Genomic DNA, 17,503 nt, shown 5'->3' with positions numbered 1-17,503 from the left:
ATAAATAGTAGTCAAATGAGGAAAAAATTGCAGAGAATATAGGTATGTTCACAATATTTTTGACGATATTTGACAAGATTTAGCCATTTTAAGACCGCTAAATGATTAAATGGGCTAATTGATGACACGCCCTAGCACAACAGGAATTTTTATGATCAAAGTCACTAATATTCATAAAGCCTTTGGTGGCAATCAGGTGCTAAAAGGCATCGACTTGACCATTAATAAAGGTAAAGTGGTCGTAATATTAGGACCTTCAGGATCGGGTAAAACCACCTTTTTGCGTTGTTTGAATGCGCTAGAGATTCCTGACCAAGGTGTGATTGCTTTTGATGACGATAGCTTGAGTGTCGACTTTGCGACTAAGCCAAGCAAAAAAACGCTATTAGCCTTACAGCGTAAGTCAGGTATGGTGTTTCAATCTTATAACTTGTTTCCACATAAGACAGCCATTGAAAACTTGATGCTTGGGCCTACAGTAGTACAAGGGCAGAGCAAAGCACAAGCCCGTGAGCAGGCACTGGTATTACTAGAAAAAGTTGGACTGTCGGACAAAGCGGATCTCTATCCGTTCCAGTTATCTGGTGGTCAGCAGCAGCGTATTGGTATTGCCCGTGCGCTTGCTATTGAGCCATCGCTCTTACTGTTTGATGAGCCAACCTCTGCGCTTGATCCAGAGTTGGTACAGGATGTGCTTGAGACGATGAAACAGCTCGCCTCTGAAGGTTGGACGATGGTCGTAGTGACTCACGAAATCAACTTTGCTCGTGACGTTGCCGATCATGTTGTACTGATTGAGGATGGCCATGTGGTCGAAGAAGGTAGTGCTAAGCAGCTGTTTGAAGACTCAAAGCATCCTCGTACGCAGGCATTTTTGCAACGTATTGAGCAATAAAAACGTTTGGTTTTGCGTAAGTGATGAAACAAAAAAGCCCCAATCATGATGAAATGGTTGGGGCTTTTTTTTATCGCAATAAATAGGACGTATTTCAAATAATAGACAGTAAACTATATTTTTTGTCGTTGCTTTAACCAGCGAGGTACACGAGTAGCAGTGCCATTTAACACAGCATTTAATAAAGCTGCCAGTAAGATAAGTGCCACACCCAAATACTGAATCCAAGACAAAGATTGATGCAGTAATAGCACTGCAAGTGCAATCGCAGTCAATGGCTCGAAAATCGTAAATACCGATGCACGAGTGGCGGGCAGCTTTTCCAATGCCTTCATATATAGCCCAAATGGCACGACGGTACCCAGCAGTGATAATCCTAAAACATAGCCCCAAGTCATTAAGGGCAGATCTAATAGCTGCTCATAAGTGTTATAGGTCTCAGGCAAGAGCAGTAGTACGCCAGCACTAATGATAATGGAAGTGAAAAATACCAGAGGGGCAGGGTGAGCGTAATGCATTGCGCGCTTGCCCAATACGCCATATAACGAATAACACATCCCTGCTGATAGACCGAGTAAAATCCCCCAGTTAACTTTTGCTTGCTCACCTAACATTGTCAAGCCAACACCAAATACTGCCATTAGTGCTAGCAACACTGATTTCCGAGTAATGGACTCGCTCAGTAAGAATTTTGAAAACAACAAACTAAATACGGGCGCGGTATAGAGTAAGGCAACGGCAGGGCCAGCACCGACATAACTGACCGCAAAAAAATAGCAGACCGACATACCAAGGACACCTATCAACGACTGCATCGCCAGTCCAAGCCATTGCTTTAGTTGTAATTTGATAAGGTGTGGCCACAGTTTTGGTAGCATGGCTAAAATAATAAAGGCCGCCGTGACAATGCGTAATATGGTTACTTGCCAACCACTAAATCCAATTTGGTTGAGATAGGTCGAGAATATACCCAACGTGCCCCAGCAGATAGCAGCCGTGATGATTTGAATGGTACCTAGCCATGATTGATGCGAGTGGGTCGTCATTCCGTTGTCGATGTTTGCCATACTGTTTTCTTCTTACGATCTAAGTGACACAAGATGTTGTAAGATTGCTATTAATACAATCTCTCCAAGCAATACTGAAATAAGAAAAGACAACCTGATTAAAGGCTGTCTTTTGTTTATTCTTTTGAGTCTATCACTAAAAGATTATAAACCGCTACTAGGGCGTGTCCTAAATTCAATCAATAGTTATTCAAATGGCTAAAAAATGGCTAGCGTTTGCTAAATAACCTAAACAATATCTAATAGTTGGCTCATATCATATTCGTGTTCGCATCACTTTTTTATTTCTATAGTCTCTGTTAATCAATCCATAAAAAGAATGTTTGCTCTCGAAGAGCATTTTGCTGAATAAAGCACACTTTTTCCAATTGGGTTCTTGGTAAATGATCCGTATCAGCCCCGCAGTTTGTTGAGCGCTGTTTTATCCACTGAGTCTGCTCTTTTTTAAGGTCAGCCGTCATATCCTCACCGTACAGGCGTCTGACTTCATTTCGCGTTACTCTGTAGCTTTCATTCAATGCTTTATCAGACGTGTTATATATCTGATCAATTAGAGCAGCTTGTGAGGCTAATGGTAGGTAAGTCTCGTTTTCTTTGTAAGTGGCACTATAGGTATCGACTGTCCATTTACTTCTTATAGATATCTCATGGTTCGATGTATCTATAAACCCATCAAAATCTTCACCTTCAAAGATATAACCCTGAAATCGACACGGGGTCACGCCATCTTTACACAAGCTATGCTTGGTTTGCGCAGAGTAGTATTTGACAGCATAGGGCGACTTACTAGGTTCTGGTGTTGTCTGCAATAATCGTCCTAAATCGGGAGCGACTAACAGCATATTGTTGCAAGTGACGCTTCCTTCTGCACAGCTCTCATAAAGGTTGAGACGTTGACCTTGGATGTCCATGCCCATTGTAAAGTTTGCCTGTACAGGTGCTACAGCCGAACTGATAGATGTCATTAGCGTTAAGCTCAGGAGCAACGCAGTACGTCCGAGTAAACTGGATGTATTTAGGCTTAAGTTAGACATGGAGACGGACATATAGGTTTATACCTGCAGCAAAAAGTTACTCAGCAATCGTTTAGCACCTTCAGTAGCAAATGACTCAGGGTGAAACTGTACGCCTTGAATTGGGTGCTCTTTGTGCGCCAGTCCCATAATTTCATCACCAGTCAACGCTGACTCAGCAAAGCTTAATTCAGCACAGCTGTCATTGGCGACTACCGAGGTAATCGTCAGACAGCTTGGTATGGTGTCGGCTTTTACCACCAGTGAGTGATAGCGCATGATCTCAAGCTCTTGTGGTAAGCCTTGATAGATACCTGAGTTATCATGGCGAATCGATGAGACTTTGCCATGCATCGGTACACTGGCGCGTACCACATCACCACCGAACACATGAGCAATGCCTTGCATACCTAAGCAGACGCCCAGTAGTGGCACCGTCTTGCCCAGTGTCTCGATAACCTCTGCACAGATACCAAAATAAGCTGGATCATCAGGGGAGCCAGGGCCAGGTGAAATAATGATTCTATCAAGATTCATCGCTTCTACGTCTGCTAAAGTAATTTCGTTATTGCGTTTAACGATGACGCTGGCTTCTTCATCACTGTCTAAGGTTTGCAAAATCTCGCCCACGTATTGGTAGAGATTAAAGGTAAACGAGTCGTAGTTATCGATAATTAAAACATTCATGGGTCATAAACTCTTTTGTAAAAATAGTGCTAGGTAAAATATGGTCAATTTATGCAGTACGTTTGGTATGAATTACGACTGCATAAAGCTGTCTAGTACGACTTTCATCGCCGACAGTTTACGCTGAATCTCTAAGTACTCATCGGCTGGGTTTGAGTCGTAAACGTTACCGCCGCAAGTTTGAGCATAGGCAGACTCGCCATTGATAAACAGACTGCGAATAGGAATGGCAAAGATACAATCACCATTAAAATTGAACGAGCCTAATGCACCGCCATAAGCACCGCGTCCATCAGGCTCTAGCTCGTTGATGACTTTGATGGCTTCTACTTTAGGTGCGCCTGATAGTGTCCCAGCAGGGAAATTGCTAGCAAGGGCACTAAACATATCTTCGTTAGGATGCAGGATACCAACGATCTCAGAAGAAATATGCTGTACGTGAGAGAAGCGTTTGATATCCATCAAGCTACGTACTTTTACCGTACCAAATCGTGCAACACGGCCAATATCATTGCGATGCAAATCGACTAGCATATTGTGCTCGGCAATTTCTTTGTCATCGTTGAGCAAGGCGCGGGCAAGCTTACGGTCTTCGATCACATCGGCGCCGCGCTTGGCAGTCCCTGCGAGCGGATAGGTTTCCATTTCACCTTGGCGCAAGCGGAATAACAACTCAGGAGAAGCGCCAATGATGCATTGCTGCGCAAATTTCATAAAATACATATGCGGTGATGGGTTGACGGCACGCAACTTTTCATAAATCGGCATTTTGTCACCGGCAATACGGTACTTAGACTTAAAGCCAACCTCGCACTGAAAGATACGCCCAGCGATGATGTCTTCTTTGACTTGCATGACGACATTGGCATGCTCTTCTTGGCTCATACCATCACCTAAAAACTCAACTTTAGGCGCTTCATAGCTAGGCGTTGGCTCATCGAGTAGGGCTTTGATTTGCTCGATGCGGTTTTCTTGTTGAGCAGTTGGGTAATAAAAGTAGAAAATTTCCCCAGTCATCTTATCTAGGGTCAATCCATCTAGATACACGCCAAACTTAAATGGTTCAAAGTCTTCGCTGGCTTTTGCATTGAGGCTGGGTTCAAAGAAGTTCACGCAGTCATAACCCAAATATCCGACCAGACCACCGCTTTGATCACGAGCGATGACATGCTGCGGCGTTATATCACGCAGTAGCTGATAAGGGTTGTCAGTTTGATAATGGTTGGTTTTAGTAGTTTTATTATCGGTAATGGCAAGCGTGTTGCGGTCTAATGCGGCGATAGTCGTCACAGGGTCAAAGCCAATCGCATGATGGCGCGAGATATGGCTATCTTCACCTAATGATTCGAGCAAATAGCAGGTATCAAACGCGCTTTCGATACGTTTGAATAATGCAAAAAAATCGATATCTTGCGTCAGTTTGATACGTTGTGGTTTGCTCGGAATATCGATAGGAGCAGGCTTGGTCTGTATGCGAGTACTAGAGGTCATAACAAAGTCCGAAATGGTTCAAATATGTGTTGATTAATAAGTGTTGATTAATAAGTGTGAAAGTCGTTAGTAAAAAGCTAGATAGTATGGTCGTTAGAGGTTAAGAGTGCTCTCTATGAGTGGCCAATAACGCGCTGACATCATGGCTTTGCTTGGCCTTGGCACCGCGAGAGACAGTGGCGATACCAACACCTAGCTGCTCAGAGATATCACGCTGGGTGATGCCACGATCTAGCAAGTCAAAAATGCGAATACGATTGGCGATGTCATGCTGTTCTTTATCGGTCAGCAGGGCACTGAGCAGCTTTTCGATATCTGCGCTATCAGTACAGTTGGTCAAATGTTTCACTAAGCTTTGATAAGGATCGGTAGTCATAATAGGTAATCTTAGCCAAAGAAAATAGATAGGTCGGTTATTGAGCGATTTTTCGCTGAGAACTATCTTGTTTCAGTATTCTAGTACAGTAGTACAAGAAAAACAAGTCATGAGCTAAGTTAATAGCAGACTGCTATGGACGTGATGAGTCTCTGTGCCTGATTACATATAGCCTTAAGGCATAGATAAACTCGTATTGAATGCTATGTTTATGATTAGAACAGAAGCACTTTTGCACTCTCTCAGCATATTCAGAGCTAAAACTGAGAATTTATTATATTAATTATTGCCAAAGTGTTAATACTTCGTTATTATGCCTCTCATTATTTAAACGCAAATCATTATCATTAACATTAATCATGTTATTCGTACGATGAGTTAAGTGTTTTAAGATATTTAATCTTCTGGTAGGCACTATTTTAAGGGTTGTTTGACGACATCTTTTAAAAATAATTCTAAAAATTCTAATTTCTGACAGTAAACAAAGTGAGTAAATGTGTTATGCGCGAAGTAAAGTTATCTAGTCAATTGACAGTATTGTCTATCGGTGTCGCCGCTGTATTGTGGACGCAAGCTGCCAGTGCCGCAACGGCAGCAGATATGCCAAACACGACATTACAGACTATCACTGTAACAGCGAATAGCTCAGTACGTGACGCTGTACAAGAAGACTCTGTCTACATAGATGACTACACCCCAGCTGCACAAGCCAGCCATTTGAGCGATTTTCTGGACGTTGTACCAGGGGTAAGCGTGGGCGGTACCTCATCAGTCAACCAACGTATTCGTGTACGTGGTCTTGATGATACCAACCTAAAAGTCACGATTGATGGCGCACGTCAAGAAGGCGCGTTGTTCTACCATATGGGTGATGTCACTATTGATCCAGATTTGCTAAAACAAGCAGAAGTATCAGTCGGCAATAACTCAGTGACGCTAGGCAATGATGCTATCGGCGGTGCAGTTGCTTTTGAGACAGTCGACGCGGCAGATTTACTCAAGCCAGGTCAAAAGGTAGGTGCTAAGCTGCATACAGGTTATGCGAGCAACAATGATGAACTGCTAACTTCAGCCACTGTGTATGGTGCGCCAACAGAAAATATTGATTTACTGGCTTATTATGGCAAACGCAATGCAGACGCTGGTGAAGACGGTAAAGGCCGTAAAATCCAAACGGAAGACAGCGAAGGCGAAAACATCCTATTAAAAGCTGGTGCTTATGTCGGTAGTGATCATCATGTAGGGGCTAGCTTTAGCCGTACCGAAAACAAAGGCAAGTTCCCATTACGTCCAGATTTTCCTGCTGGTGGCTGGAACCCAATCATCCCGCAGGAAGTCAAACGCGATACCTATGCGCTTGACTACGCATACAATCCTGCCAACCAGTTGGTCAATGTAGACGCCAATGTATATCAGACCAGTACGCAGATTTTGCGTAACTCTGATGGCGAACCTGGGTTTGAGTTTGATGCAGAAGTCCAAACCACAGGCGCAAAAGTGCAAAACACCAGTGTCATCGATAGCAGTATTATTAACGGTGTGCCAGGGGTTCATAAGTTAATCGCTGGAGTTGAGCATTATAAAAAAGAATCTGAGATGACACGTGACTTTGGCAATGCGAGCACTGATGAGGCAACCAATACTTCTGTATATCTAGAAGACCAATGGCAAATGGGTAAGCTTAGCTTAACGCCAGGCGTCCGTTATGACCGTTATGAGTCTCCAGAGTATGTATCGGCTGGCAAGACTTATGACAATGTCGTTGGCGCATTGGCTGCTAGCTATGAGATTGCACCGCGCACCCAGCTATTTGCAAGCTATACTCAGTTATTTAATGGTCCAGATCTTAGCCAAACGATTTTTAACACCGATGGCGCTGATACGTATGTGAACAATGACCTAAAAGCAGAAGAAGGTGACAATGCAGAAGTCGGTATTGCTACAACGCTGCGTGGTCTGACTATGGCTGATGACTCTTTAAAATTAAGTGCTAAATACTTTGAAACCAATATCGAAAACTATATTGAGTTTGTACGTGCAGGTAATGGTAGAGTTGGTTTAGATTGTGCGACTGGACAATTAAACGGCAGTTGCCAAGGTGTTATTAATAATGACGAAGATTTCAAAATCAAAGGTGTAGAGCTATCAGCCGACTATCGCGCAAATAACTTCAACATGGGGCTAAGCTATGCTCGTGCGCGTAGCAAAGGCGAAGATACGGGTTATAATATTTCTTCTGTCAGTGGTAGTGGCTCTGAGTCTGGCGATAAGTACATGGTCAACTTGGGTTACGCTCCAACCAACACTACCGAACTTGGCTGGCGCAGTACTTATGTCGCCGATGTGACGCCGAATACCGCTGATGATGACAACGAAAAACCAGGCTATGACGTGCACGATATCTTTATGACTTACACGCCAACTCAAATCGAAGGTTTAAAGGCCACACTAGGCGTATACAATATCTTTGATGAGACTTATGCAAGCCATGCATCACGTAACTCTATCGATGATGACTATACTGATTTTGAAATGGGAAGTAATATCAAAACGTCTTTAACGTATCAGTTCTAATCTAGCTTATCGAACTTAAGTCTAATCGTACTTATAAAGTCAGCTGTCTTACACGGGAGCTGGCTTTTTATTGCCTATTAACTTTTACATTGGCTATAACAGTAATGATGTATTAGCTGATAAGTACCTACCAAAACAACATATGACAAAGAACCAACACTAATGATTTCATTCAATCCTCGTCAAGCCTGCCTATGGCTCCATCGTTATACTGGGCTTGCCATGGCAACTTTTTTAATTATCACTGGTATTACTGGCTCATTATTGGCATTTCATGACGAGCTAGACGATATCTTCAACCATAAACTGGCTCAGGTTGAGAAGCAGAACGCATCACATCTGCCTATTGCAGAGCTTCATAACAAGGTCATTAGTGCGTACCCTCAATATGCTTTTTCTAGCATGCCAACCTCGATAGCAGCAGAGAGGTCAGCTGTATTTTCGGTAGATAGAGCACGAGGAAAAGCCGCCCAAAACCAACCAAAAGCACCGTTTCAACAGGTTTATGTCCACCCTTATACTGGCGATATTATTGGTACTCGTGATAGAGATGAGTGGGCATGGCACAACACCATGTGGAAAGTGTTTTGGTTACATCGCGATTTATTACTGGGTGATATTGGAAAATTGCTACTAGGGATTGTCGCGCTCGTGTGGACGATTAATTGCTTTATTGGCTTTTACTTAACGTTTCCTAGAGCGCTCAAGAAAAAAGCACAGAATCAAACCTCGCCTAAAAAACGTGCCTCCTTTTTTAAACGTTGGTTACCAGCGTGGAAAATCCGCCGCAAAACCAATCTCTTTAAGCTCAACTATGATCTACACCATGCCTTTGGGCTGTGGTTATGGCTCATACTGTTTGTCATCGCGTGGTCGAGTGTTGGTTTTAACCTAAGAGAGGTCTATCAACCTGTGATGCATACTGTCGTAGGTCTTGAAGGCAGAGAGGAAAGACAGGAGAACTCAAGAAAGCCATCAGAAAAAGCAGAACAGGCTTCTGGTGCAGAAACAGGGACTAGGGTTGAGGCTGTAAACAATGAGGTTGTCGATGTCGAAGCTGTTGATGTGGTCAACAAAGCCAATAGCATTTCTTATTTAAGTAAGCAGGCAAACATCGCTGCCCAAAGCAAGGGTATGCTAGTACGGGAGTTTTTAGGCATACGCTGGATTGAGGATGAGGGTCAATGGCAGCTGCGCTTTAAGACAGATAAGGACATTGGTAAAAAAGGCGGTGCATCATCCATCACGGTCAATGCAAAAACGGGTAGCGTTGAACAGGTAAACTTCGGCTACCAAAACTCATCATTTGGTAGCAAAACTAACAATTGGTTGATGACTTTACATATGGGTCATATTGGCCATGGCATTGGCCACTTACTGTATCAAATATTTTTAGCATTGGTAGGTTTGGCTGTGACAGTGTTGTCAGTTACTGGCGTCTATCTGTGGTGGAAAGGGCGACAGCAGCGACTTAAAGCATCACAAAAACTTAAATAGATATTAAGACATAAAATTAATATGCTCAATATATTGCTAGTACCAATGTACTGGCACTATATTGAGTTTTTTATTGCGTACTTGAATACGGTTTAGTCATTAAACCGTATCAACAATCACTGGACGACCCTGATGGCTTAGGACAGTGACATCGACGTTGTATAAATCTTTCATTGTCTCTTTAGTAATAACATCAGCAGGGCGACCAACAGCCGTCACTTCTCCTGCTTTCATCGTAACTACTGTATCTGCAAACTGTGCCGCTTGGTTGATATCATGCAGGACTATTACCACGGTTTTTTGCTGATTGTGGCTAAGCTGACGTAGCTCACGCATCAGCCGACCAGCATGATACATATCTAGGTTGTTCAGTGGCTCATCGAGCAATAGATAGGGCGTATCTTGGCAGACAATCATAGCGATCAGCACGCGCTGTCGCTGTCCACCTGATAGCGTTGACAAGAAACGCTCGGCAAGTGGCTCAAGCTCAAAGCGCTCAAGGATTTCCTGTACTTTTTGCTGATCGTCGGCGGTCGGTTGCCCTTGATGATAAGGGTAACGACCAAACATCAGTAGCTCATGTACGCGCAGTCGTCCTTGTACATGATTGTCTTGCCCAAGCATAGCAACAGTCTTGGCCAGCGTCCGCGCCTGACAGCTAACGATATCACGTTCCTCATTATCTACAGCGAAGCTCACCTGCCCAGATTGTAGCGGCTGCAAGCGAGCCATAACAGAAAACAACGTAGACTTTCCAGCACCATTAGGCCCAATCAAAGCAATCACCTGCGCCGTTGGTAGGGACAACGTAATGTCATGTAAGATTTGTTGTTTGCCAATATGATGAGAGATATTATTCAGTTTAATCATAGTCAGTCTTATTTAAAAAAGTCTTAGGTTTTTCTTGATGAACAGGATCGGCTAAATAAACAATGTCGGCTAAGTAGTTATAACGAACGACGTTGAGACATAAATATCAATGCTAAGAACATCAATCCGCCTGCTAGCTCTATCACCACTGACAATACGCCTGCCATATCTAGCACTTGCTCAAAGAGTGTTTGACCCAGTACTAAGCAAATCATAGCGACCAAGCTGACCAATATCAGCCGTTCGGTGTGATACATATGTCGCGCGATACGATTGGTCAATGCGCAAACCAATAGACCAAAGAAAGTCACTGGACCGACCAGTGCAGTGGCCGTGGCAACCAATACAGCGATGACAGTTAATAGACCAAATGCTAGGCGTTGATAGTTGATACCAAGGTTGACGGCTTGTGCTTGTCCGAGCATCAACACATCGCACTGGTAACGCCAGCGCCACACAAATATCGCAGTGATGGCACAGATAAATAAGCTGATACCTAGTAGCTGAGGGTTGACCGTATTGAACTGCGCGTAGCTAGCGGACTGTACGACCACAAAATCGTCAGGGTTAATCAGCCGTGCAATGAGTGCTGACAAACTGTGAAACAACACACCAAAGATAACGCCCACCAATATTAGCCGCGTCAGATCCTGACTACTTTTAGAAAATAACAGCTTAAATAATAATAAAGATGCCCCAAACATCAGGACAATCTCTAGCGTGAACTTGGCAATAGGGTCGAGACTGGTAAAGCTAATCGCACCTAAAAAGAAGACCAGTAAGCTCTGCAACAGAACATAGAGTGAATCAAACCCGAGTAGGGAGGGTGTTAGGATTGGATTGTGAGTCAACGTCTGAAACAGTAACGTCGACACGCCAATCGCATAGCCAACCACCATTAGTGCCAGCAGTTTCTTGCCGCGTAATGGTAGTGCAAAGTCCCAATAGCCATTGACATTGAGTGTCATAAACAAGGTCGTCGAGATAAGTAGAATAATAGCTGCTATGGATTTTGGATGCGCAGCTATCCATGCCCAAAGCTTTGCCAAATGACCTTGTGCAGCGGCTGAATACTGACCGTCTGCTGAAAATGAGTTATCTATCGCTATGCTAGTGTTGGTAGCATCAGTCTTGGTGGAAGTAAGCTTAGTTGATGAGAACATACAAAAATCCTATGGTGCCAAGCTTATCTAATAAGGCAAAAATGAACGACGGTAAGTGAGTGTTGAAAACTAATACATAGTTAGTGAACATAGTGCTACTGCTCAGCCGGTGCACGTAATAACAGCCATAAAAACAGCACCGTACCAACCACACCAAAAATGGTGGCGACAGGCACTTCAAATGGATAACGAATAGAGCGCCCGATAATATCGCATAGCAACACCGCTGAAGCACCAAGTAGGGCAACTGCTGGCAAGCTGCGACGCAACTTATCTCCCATTAGACGGCTCACAATGTTTGGTACGACCAGCCCAATAAAAGGAATCATGCCTACAGTCACGACCACGACAGCGCTCATCATGGCTACCATACCCACGCCAATCCAAGTGACCTGACGCTTACTAATACCTAAGTTTAAGGCGATATTGTCACCCAAACCGACGATGGTCAGCTTGTCGGCAATAATATAAGCCAGCACACACAGTCCACCCGTGAGCCACAACAGCTCATAGCGCCCTGCCAATACGCCCGAAAAATCACCAAACTGCCAAACACTCAGCATCTGTAGTGATTCGGTCTGATAGGCGATAAAGGTAGTGACGGCTTCAATAATGCCGCCAAAGACAATACCAATCAGTGGAATCATCAAAAAATCAGTGGGCGGAATACGGTGAATGAGCAGCATAAATAGCATCATGCCAAAAACGGCAGCGATGGTTGCCACGCCCATTTTGACAATGAGCGCACTGGCAGGGAACAGCAGACTGACTACCAGCAAACCAAGTGCAGCGCTCTGAGTCGCACCAACCATAGATGGCTCTACAAAGCGGTTTTTTAGCACTACTTGGATAATCATCCCAGCCACAGCCATTGCAATGCCAGTCAAGATAATGGCGATGGTGCGCGGTATACGGCTAACCAATAACAATGAGCTATCAGAATTAGCACTCTGCGTCAGAAGGCTCTGCAAGATACCTGACCACGAAAAGTCAGCCACCCCAATAGATAAGCTCAATAACACCAAAAGCCCCATAAGAATGAGGCTTGCTGTATTGATGAACCACGGTGGTATGACAGTACGTCGATGCAACGCATTGCCAGTACTGCTCTGCCAGCTTGATGCTGATGGAGCAGTACTGGATTTGAGCCTAGCATGAGTACGGTGTGAAAATAACGACATAATCTCTACTGGCTTAAAAATGTGCATGGTTAACGGTAATAATTACCTACTTGAGCAATAATCGTTTGTATAAGCAACGACGTTATTTAGCGTTAGTAAAAGCATCTTTGATCGTCGTTAGATCTTGCATCCATTGGTAATAACCGCCAAATGCTAAGTAAGAGTCTGGGCTCAGATAAACCACTTGCTGCTTGCTCCACGCATTGCTCTGGGCAACCAATGGATTGTCTAATACGGCCTTGGCACCAATACCGTCTTCACCAATTGCGGCACTGCGGTCGATGACAAATAACCAATCAGGATTGGCTTTTTGAATATATTCAAACGATATCGGCTGACCATGAGGCGCATCGGCAATTTTGTCATCTGCCATCGGTACACCTAACACAGTATGGATAAAACCATAGCGAGACTTATCACCATAAGCTGACATTTTGTTGCCATTGACCATGACAACTAGGCCAGTGCCTTTATTTTCTTTCGTTAGACTTTCGGTCTCAGTGATGAGTCCATCAATGTTCTGTTGTAGCTTAGCGGCTTGATCGCTTTTACCAAACAATGCACCTAGATCATGTAGGCGCTGCTTGCTTGATTCGTAAATGTTAGCTGTATCAATACTCATATCCAATGTTGGCGCAATACTTGATAGCTCGTCGTATTTTTCTGCCATGCGTGAACCGACCAAAATAGCTTGCGGCTGCATTGCATTCAACGCTTCAAGATCTGGCTCAAACACAGTACCTACCGATTTTGGATCAGGCTGCGTTTCTGAGTGTAGATTCTTTAGCAATAGACCGCCAGGCATACCATCGACCGCCACATCTAGCGCCGCCAAGTCTTGCATCAACGTCATGTCATAAACGACAAGTGGCGATGGGTTCATGGCCAGCTCAACATCACCTTTTACGGTATTGACCATGATTTTCTCAGCAGATACAGCGTCATTATTAGCAACGTTCTGTGATTCATCAGCCGTTGGGTTTTCGGTTTTGGCGTCTGCTGGCTCAGAGTCATTAGATTCAGGCGAGCTACATCCTGCCACTACGGTAGCTAACAAAGCTGTCATGGCGGCAGTCAGTAATGGACGTTTGAAAAAAGAGGCGGTAGGTCTGCTAGATAATAAATGTGTCGGCATAATGAACTCGGTCTATCAAAAAATGTTGAAGCAATTGTCTAAAATAATTGCAAATGAATGACGCTAAAAATATTAAGTCTGAACGATGCTTGAGATAAAAAGCATAAAATAAATAGTCTACTTAGTACCAATCACTAACTTTTTATACGAATAGTTTTTATAAAAATAGTATGGGTAGACAATACAGCGGTTATAATAAAGTAGTTGAGACTCATTATCAATATAAATGATAATGGTTTTTATTAACAGTACTTGCTATATTAAACGCAACGTATCATTTGATAAAAAGATAAGTTTCATAGTAGTGAAACTGAGAAGTAGAGAACGTTCATGAAAATGAGCGTTCTGATAGGTAAAATCACTAAGCAATGTCACGTGTCAGAGATGTATTAAATAGCGAAAATATTGTAAATTATTATTGATAATAATTATCGTTTGCATTATTATCTACGCCATTCTACTCTGAGTAATAAACATTAGGCTGTTATGAGTTCAACGGATTTAGACGCGCCACCACTTAAGTCGTTATTGCTAGCTATTGTTGCAGTACTAGGACTCCATGTGCTTGCCGCAATTGCACTAGTGGCAATAAAAACGCCTGAACTCAAACCTGAGCCAAAAAAAGAGATGTCACCGCTTGAGATAAAGTTTGTGTCATTACCGGCAAAAACGGTCTCAACTGAAGTAGAAAAACAAACAGTCACAGCTAAAAAAGAAGTACAGCCTGAGGTGCAAGTTCAGCCAGCGCCGCAACCTGAACCAAAGCCTAAAGAGTCGGTTAGAAAACCAACAGAGACACCAGTAAAACCAAAAGAGCTTGTTGTAAAAAATACAGAGCCGAAAGTGACGCCTGTGATAGCGTCAGAAAAGCCTCGTCCTGATACCAGTCAAAAAGTAGCCCCAAAAGAGCCGCTACCGAAACCAAAGGTTGATAACTCAGCAGCTGAAGCACAGCGCAAAGCAGCTGCCCAAGCTGAATCAGAGCGTCAAGCCAGAAAAGCTGAGCAAGAAGCACAAGCTAGGGCAGAGCAAGAAGCCAAAAGAGTCGCTGATGCCAAAGCTGCCGCTCAAGCGAAGGCTGCCGCAGAGGCCGCCGCTGCACAAGCAAGAGCTGAGGCAGACGCAGCAGCTGCTTTAGCACAGAGTAATGAGCCTGTGAGCTTTACTGCTAGCTCAGCCAATTGGGCATCTGCGCCAAACTTTAGTTTCCCTGAGCGCGCCGCACGTAGAGCCCGTTCTGGTGATACGCTCAACGTTGTCTTGGTATTACGAGTCAACAAGCAAGGCGGTATCGATAACGTGCGCGTTGCTCAATCATCAGGTAATCCGCTAGTAGACAAAGAAGCCCGACGTCAAGTTCGATCTGGCAAGTTCAAACCCTTTACTAAGAATGGTGTACCCGTAGTAGGTGATGTGACCCTACCGATCAGTTACGCGGTTCCTTGATAACTCACATTTTATAACAACATATTTATTGATCATCTTTCATTATAAAACTAAACATGATATTTACCTCAGTATCATGTAATGGCATTACACATTAAGGAGTCTGACATGGACTTTATGCAATACTGGCAGATCAGCGACATGGTGACAAAAACGTTGTTCTTTTTGTTGCTTGCGTTATCTATTCTCTCTTGGGTGACAGGTATCGTCCGCGTATTGCAAAGCCGCAAACTGGCGACCAACGTAGCAGATGATTTAAGTCAGCAATTGCAAGCCAGACAGTCTGATTTGGCTGGTACTGATGCTGCCACACGCCGTTTGGTGACTGAGCAGACTTTGCTCAAGCATATCGGTCGCTATCGTTTTGCTAGTGAGCGCGGTCTGCCGATTCTTGGTACGACAGCAGCGATTGCACCGTTCATCGGCTTGTTTGGTACGGTATGGGGTATTTTCCATGCCTTGCACAACATCGGTATGAGTGGTCAGGCAGGATTGGGGCAGGTTGCAGGGCCAGTCGGTGAAGCACTGATTATGACAGGTCTTGGTATTGCAGTAGCGATTCCAGCCGTGGTGTTTTACAACCTTGCAGTACGTATCAATCGCCGCATAATGTATCAAGCCAACGACAGAGCGCATGATTTATTGGCGCAATCAACGGGTCTTGTGGATACTACCAAGGTAACTGCAAGCCATGCTGCTAGCGCCTCACAAGTGCACTCTGCAACGAGCAGTCGTTCAACGACGAGCGAGACTCAGCATACCAGCAACTACAGTAATTCTGTACCAAAGCAGCTATAGATAATATTATTTCTACAGATACTGATTCTGTAGATGCTAGGTCTGTAAGCGATAGGTCTGTAAAGGCTAAAATGACAAGTCGACAAATCGTCAAAAAGCGGCTTGGCTGTGTGAAAATAACCAAAAGCATTGAGAGTAACTATGGCATTTCAATTGGGTGATGATGACGTACGAAGCATGGATGAGATGAACCTCATTCCGCTGATCGATATCATGCTGGTATTGATGATTATATTTTTATTGACAGCGACCGTGTTGAATCCGACGGTGCCTTTAGATTTGCCAGAGACTAGTGCCGCGCTCAATGAAACGCCGCCAGAAGCGATTCAAGTCAGTATTGATAAAGACGCGGGTATATTCTGGGATAGCGATCCAATCAGTATGGAAGAGTTAGAGAATCGCTTGCAGCAACAAGGCGCGACTGGTAAGAATCCAGCGGTACAGTTACGTGCGGATAAAGAAGGGAGGTACGATACGGTCGCTCAAGTCTTAGCAGCGGCAAGTAACGCTGGACTGACCAAAATCGCCTTTGTGAATGAGTAGCTTAGTAGCTAAATCTTTAAGAACTTAAGCATTGAATAGTTTAAGCACTGTGAGTTAGTACTAGTAGCTTTGGCTCTATAGTAGAAAACTGGCTAGATAAATCAATAGCCCGACCAGTAAGACGACAAGCACCGCTATAATAAAAACAATTAAAATAATAAAATTTTCTCCAACCTCATTAACTACTTAAACCTCAAATTAAGTCGTTAGTGAGGTTTTCTTTTTTTACCAGCCGTAGCCAAATGGGCGATAGCCGTAACCGAAGCCTGCATGTCTGTAGCCAAATGGGTAAGGTGAGCGTAAGTAGTCGAGATCGCGCTGACGGATATAGTAGTAGCGCCCTTGGGAGTAGGCTTCTTCTAACTTATCAATACCCTCTAACGAACAGACAGGTTGCCAGTCATAGCCTTCGCGGCCGAGCTTATAAGCATTCAGCTCGGTACAGTAGTTTTTGAGACCTTGTTGACGGCCTTGCTCCCATTGGATACGGTTAGGGCTAGCACCGCCGACACTGGCGCAGCTATTGGTATAGTGACCGAAGTAAGCGCCTGAACGTCCTTGCGAGCCATCAGCATAGCCGACTTCTTGCCAGTTACTGCTTTGACACTGCTGCGGAGTTAGGCTCTGAGTCGTGGCACAGCCCGATAATGTCAGTACGACCGCGCCAAGTAGCGATAAGCTCATGCCTGCTTTGCTCATGACTTTACTTGTCAGCTTGCGAGCGTGATAAGCGCCCGATGAGTTTGACTCAATAAGATAATTCATAA

16 protein-coding genes are annotated in these 17,503 nt (G+C 44.0%); 6 read left to right on the top strand and 10 right to left on the bottom strand.

The genetic code is table 11. The annotated features are described in order from the left end of the window. Positions 1-151: 151 nt before the first annotated feature. Entirely contained in the window at positions 152-895 is a 744-nt protein-coding gene (locus tag ACQKCP_RS09595; RefSeq protein WP_057761251.1) for an amino acid ABC transporter ATP-binding protein, read from the top strand. A gap of 113 nt (positions 896-1,008) precedes the next feature. On the opposite strand, the gene ACQKCP_RS09590 is transcribed toward ACQKCP_RS09595, so the two are convergent. The 5 genes from ACQKCP_RS09590 to ACQKCP_RS09570 form a co-directional block, all read right to left on the bottom strand. Then, positions 1,009-1,962, bottom strand: a complete 954-nt coding sequence (locus ACQKCP_RS09590; RefSeq protein ID WP_427612159.1) for a DMT family transporter — start codon at positions 1,960-1,962, stop codon at positions 1,009-1,011. A gap of 299 nt (positions 1,963-2,261) precedes the next feature. Further along, positions 2,262-2,996 carry a lysozyme inhibitor LprI family protein gene (locus tag ACQKCP_RS09585; RefSeq protein ID WP_427612158.1) on the bottom strand — a complete coding sequence of 245 codons (735 nt, stop codon included), beginning with the start codon at positions 2,994-2,996 and terminating at the stop codon, positions 2,262-2,264. Positions 2,997-3,014: 18 nt separating this feature from the next. Continuing rightward, complete coding sequence (locus tag ACQKCP_RS09580) at positions 3,015-3,662, bottom strand: anthranilate synthase component II (RefSeq protein WP_427612157.1); 648 nt, start codon at positions 3,660-3,662, stop codon at positions 3,015-3,017. A 72-nt stretch (positions 3,663-3,734) separates the two neighbouring features. Further along, positions 3,735-5,153 carry an anthranilate synthase component I family protein gene (locus ACQKCP_RS09575; protein WP_427612156.1) on the bottom strand — a complete coding sequence of 473 codons (1,419 nt, stop codon included), beginning with the start codon at positions 5,151-5,153 and terminating at the stop codon, positions 3,735-3,737. Between the two features lie 100 nt (positions 5,154-5,253). Beyond that, complete coding sequence (locus ACQKCP_RS09570) at positions 5,254-5,529, bottom strand: Trp family transcriptional regulator (RefSeq protein ID WP_427612155.1); 276 nt, start codon at positions 5,527-5,529, stop codon at positions 5,254-5,256. Between the two features lie 501 nt (positions 5,530-6,030). Between ACQKCP_RS09570 and ACQKCP_RS09565 the strand changes: the two genes are divergently transcribed. Then, the gene (locus tag ACQKCP_RS09565; protein ID WP_427612154.1) at positions 6,031-8,103 is read left to right on the top strand and encodes a TonB-dependent receptor domain-containing protein; all 2,073 of its coding nucleotides are present in this window, start codon (positions 6,031-6,033) and stop codon (positions 8,101-8,103) included. 162 nt (positions 8,104-8,265) lie between these two features. Further along, positions 8,266-9,600: a PepSY-associated TM helix domain-containing protein gene (locus ACQKCP_RS09560; protein ID WP_427612153.1), complete on the top strand. Its 1,335-nt coding sequence runs from the start codon at positions 8,266-8,268 to the stop codon at positions 9,598-9,600. A 99-nt stretch (positions 9,601-9,699) separates the two neighbouring features. Here the strand turns inward: ACQKCP_RS09560 and ACQKCP_RS09555 are convergent, their stop codons facing one another. The 4 genes from ACQKCP_RS09555 to ACQKCP_RS09540 form a co-directional block, all read right to left on the bottom strand. After that, complete coding sequence (locus ACQKCP_RS09555) at positions 9,700-10,470, bottom strand: ABC transporter ATP-binding protein (RefSeq protein WP_057761234.1); 771 nt, start codon at positions 10,468-10,470, stop codon at positions 9,700-9,702. Positions 10,471-10,547: 77 nt separating this feature from the next. Continuing rightward, entirely contained in the window at positions 10,548-11,633 is a 1,086-nt protein-coding gene (locus ACQKCP_RS09550; protein ID WP_427612152.1) for an iron chelate uptake ABC transporter family permease subunit, read from the bottom strand. A 95-nt stretch (positions 11,634-11,728) separates the two neighbouring features. Then, positions 11,729-12,814, bottom strand: a complete 1,086-nt coding sequence (locus ACQKCP_RS09545; protein WP_427612151.1) for an ABC transporter permease — start codon at positions 12,812-12,814, stop codon at positions 11,729-11,731. Positions 12,815-12,896: 82 nt separating this feature from the next. Then, entirely contained in the window at positions 12,897-13,949 is a 1,053-nt protein-coding gene (locus ACQKCP_RS09540) for a siderophore ABC transporter substrate-binding protein (RefSeq protein ID WP_427612150.1), read from the bottom strand. Between the two features lie 486 nt (positions 13,950-14,435). Here ACQKCP_RS09540 and ACQKCP_RS09535 point away from each other — a divergent pair, with 486 nt between their 5' ends. The 3 genes from ACQKCP_RS09535 (at position 14,436) to ACQKCP_RS09525 (ending at position 16,736) form a co-directional block, all read left to right on the top strand. Further along, positions 14,436-15,395, top strand: a complete 960-nt coding sequence (locus ACQKCP_RS09535; protein WP_427612149.1) for a TonB family protein — start codon at positions 14,436-14,438, stop codon at positions 15,393-15,395. A gap of 108 nt (positions 15,396-15,503) precedes the next feature. After that, positions 15,504-16,193: a MotA/TolQ/ExbB proton channel family protein gene (locus tag ACQKCP_RS09530; protein ID WP_427612148.1), complete on the top strand. Its 690-nt coding sequence runs from the start codon at positions 15,504-15,506 to the stop codon at positions 16,191-16,193. A 141-nt stretch (positions 16,194-16,334) separates the two neighbouring features. Beyond that, positions 16,335-16,736 carry an ExbD/TolR family protein gene (locus ACQKCP_RS09525; protein ID WP_201548193.1) on the top strand — a complete coding sequence of 134 codons (402 nt, stop codon included), beginning with the start codon at positions 16,335-16,337 and terminating at the stop codon, positions 16,734-16,736. Positions 16,737-16,961: 225 nt separating this feature from the next. Here the strand turns inward: ACQKCP_RS09525 and ACQKCP_RS09520 are convergent, their stop codons facing one another. Next, positions 16,962-17,501, bottom strand: a complete 540-nt coding sequence (locus tag ACQKCP_RS09520; RefSeq protein ID WP_227679306.1) for a DUF2799 domain-containing protein — start codon at positions 17,499-17,501, stop codon at positions 16,962-16,964. Positions 17,502-17,503: the final 2 nt, after the last annotated feature.

It is taken from the genome of Psychrobacter sp. NPDC078631, assembly GCF_050268165.1.
Lineage (GTDB): Bacteria > Pseudomonadota > Gammaproteobacteria > Pseudomonadales > Moraxellaceae > Psychrobacter.
Note: the sequence above shows the minus strand (reverse complement) of the source record. Positions and strands in the feature narration are given on the sequence as shown.

Coding starts and splice junctions, on each gene's coding strand:
- ACQKCP_RS09585 (WP_427612158.1), bottom strand. CDS start 2,996: ATGTCTAACTTAAGCCTAAATACATCCAGTTTACTCGGACGTACTGCG.
- ACQKCP_RS09580 (WP_427612157.1), bottom strand. CDS start 3,662: ATGAATGTTTTAATTATCGATAACTACGACTCGTTTACCTTTAATCTC.
- ACQKCP_RS09535 (WP_427612149.1), top strand. CDS start 14,436: ATGAGTTCAACGGATTTAGACGCGCCACCACTTAAGTCGTTATTGCTA.
- ACQKCP_RS09565 (WP_427612154.1), top strand. CDS start 6,031: ATGCGCGAAGTAAAGTTATCTAGTCAATTGACAGTATTGTCTATCGGT.
- ACQKCP_RS09560 (WP_427612153.1), top strand. CDS start 8,266: ATGATTTCATTCAATCCTCGTCAAGCCTGCCTATGGCTCCATCGTTAT.
- ACQKCP_RS09550 (WP_427612152.1), bottom strand. CDS start 11,633: ATGTTCTCATCAACTAAGCTTACTTCCACCAAGACTGATGCTACCAAC.
- ACQKCP_RS09545 (WP_427612151.1), bottom strand. CDS start 12,814: ATGTCGTTATTTTCACACCGTACTCATGCTAGGCTCAAATCCAGTACT.
- ACQKCP_RS09525 (WP_201548193.1), top strand. CDS start 16,335: ATGGCATTTCAATTGGGTGATGATGACGTACGAAGCATGGATGAGATG.
- ACQKCP_RS09555 (WP_057761234.1), bottom strand. CDS start 10,470: ATGATTAAACTGAATAATATCTCTCATCATATTGGCAAACAACAAATC.
- ACQKCP_RS09570 (WP_427612155.1), bottom strand. CDS start 5,529: ATGACTACCGATCCTTATCAAAGCTTAGTGAAACATTTGACCAACTGT.
- ACQKCP_RS09575 (WP_427612156.1), bottom strand. CDS start 5,153: ATGACCTCTAGTACTCGCATACAGACCAAGCCTGCTCCTATCGATATT.
- ACQKCP_RS09530 (WP_427612148.1), top strand. CDS start 15,504: ATGGACTTTATGCAATACTGGCAGATCAGCGACATGGTGACAAAAACG.
- ACQKCP_RS09520 (WP_227679306.1), bottom strand. CDS start 17,501: ATGAATTATCTTATTGAGTCAAACTCATCGGGCGCTTATCACGCTCGC.
- ACQKCP_RS09595 (WP_057761251.1), top strand. CDS start 152: ATGATCAAAGTCACTAATATTCATAAAGCCTTTGGTGGCAATCAGGTG.
- ACQKCP_RS09540 (WP_427612150.1), bottom strand. CDS start 13,949: ATGCCGACACATTTATTATCTAGCAGACCTACCGCCTCTTTTTTCAAA.
- ACQKCP_RS09590 (WP_427612159.1), bottom strand. CDS start 1,962: ATGGCAAACATCGACAACGGAATGACGACCCACTCGCATCAATCATGG.